General features: G+C 76.7%; 2 protein-coding genes. Both read left to right on the top strand.

All coding sequences use genetic code 11. From position 1 onward, the window contains the following. On the top strand, positions 1-350 hold a 350-nt coding region (locus AB8Z36_RS39885), incomplete at its 5' end, for a maleylpyruvate isomerase family mycothiol-dependent enzyme (protein ID WP_369218248.1). Beyond that, on the top strand, positions 347-1,666 hold a 1,320-nt coding region (locus AB8Z36_RS39880), incomplete at its 3' end, for an acyclic terpene utilization AtuA family protein (protein WP_369218247.1). The genes AB8Z36_RS39885 and AB8Z36_RS39880, both read left to right, overlap by 4 nt.

Here is a 1,666-nt window from a genome sequence, read left to right as displayed (position 1 = left end):
GCGTGCGGCGCGCTCCGAGCGACCGGCTGCGGCACGTGGCGCGGATCGGCGTCCGGGCGCGGGACTTCGCCTTCGCGGTACGCGGCCTCACGCCCCCGGGCGAGGAGTTCCGCGTCGAGCTGACCTCGCCGCTGACGAGCGGCGCGGTGTGGACGTACGGACCCGAGGACGCGGCCCAGCGCGTGAGCGGGCCCGCGCTCGACTTCTGCCTCCTGGTGACCCAGCGGGCCCACCGCCGCGACCTCGCGGTGCGCGCCGAGGGCGCCGACGCGGAACGCTGGCTGGAGATCGCCCAGGCCTTCGCGGGGCCCCCGGGCAAGGGCCGGGCGGCGAAGGGCGGACCCCGGTGACCCGGCCGCCCCTGCGCGTCGGCAACGCCTCCGGCTTCTACGGCGACCGCTTCGACGCCCTGCGCGAGATGCTCACCGGCGGCGGTCTCGACATCCTCACCGGCGACTACCTCGCCGAGCTGACCATGCTGATCCTCGGCCGCGACCGCCTGAAGGACCCCGCACGCGGCTATGCCAGGACGTTCCTGCGGCAGTTGGAGGAGTGCCTCGGCCTCGCCCGTGAACGCGGGGTGCGCATCGTCGCCAACGCGGGCGGGCTCAACCCGGCCGGGCTCGCGGACGCCGTCAGGGAGCTCGCCGGACGGCTCGGCGTCCCCGCCCGCGTCGCCCACGTCGAGGGCGACGACCTGGGGGCCCGCTTCCCCGGCGCCCTCACCGCCCACGCCTACCTCGGCGGCGCCGGGATCGCGGCCTGCCTGAACGCCGGGGCGGACGTGGTCGTGACGGGCCGGGTGACCGACGCCGCCCTGGTCACCGGGCCCGCCGCCGCACACTTCGGCTGGCGCGACGACGCCTACGACCGGCTCGCGGGAGCCGTCGTCGCGGGCCATGTCCTGGAGTGCGGGACGCAGGCCACCGGCGGCAACTACGCGTTCTTCGCCGAGCACGACCCGGCGGCCCTGCGCCGCCCCGGCTTCCCGCTCGCCGAGATCCACGAGGACGGCTCGGCCGTCATCACCAAGCACCCCGGCACCGGCGGCTTCGTCGACGTCGGCACGGTCACCGCACAGCTCCTCTACGAGACGTCCGGCGCGCGGTACGCGGGCCCCGACGTCACCGCACGCCTCGACACGGCCGTCCTCACGGCGGACGGTCCCGACCGGGTACGGATCACGGGCGTACGCGGTGAGGCGCCGCCGCCCACCCTCAAGGTCGGCCTCAACCGGCTCGGGGGCCACCGCAACGAGGTCGTCTTCGTCCTCACCGGACTGGACATCGAGGCCAAGGCCGCCCTGGTCCGCGCGCAGATCGGGGACGCCCTGGACCGCGCCGGGTCCCGCCCGGCCGACGTCCGCTGGGAGCTCGCCCGCACCGACCGCGCCGACGCGGCCACCGAGGAGACGGCGAGTGCCCTGCTCCGCCTCGTGGTGCGCGACGCCGACGCGGACGCCGTGGGCCGCGCGCTGAGCGGCGCCGCGATCGAACTCGCCCTCGGCAGCTACCCCGGCTTCCACGTGACGGCCCCGCCCGGCAAGGGCGCCCCCTACGGCGTCTTCGAGGCGGCGTACGTGGACCGGGCCACCGTCGAGCACGTCGCGGTGCTGCCCGGCGGCGAGCGGACCCCCGTGACCACCGCCGCCGACACCCGCGTACTC

This window comes from Streptomyces flavofungini (assembly GCF_041028215.1).
GTDB classification, from domain to species: domain Bacteria; phylum Actinomycetota; class Actinomycetes; order Streptomycetales; family Streptomycetaceae; genus Streptomyces; species Streptomyces flavofungini_B.
The sequence above is the reverse complement of the archived record's forward strand: the minus strand, read 5'-3'. Positions and strand labels throughout refer to the sequence as shown.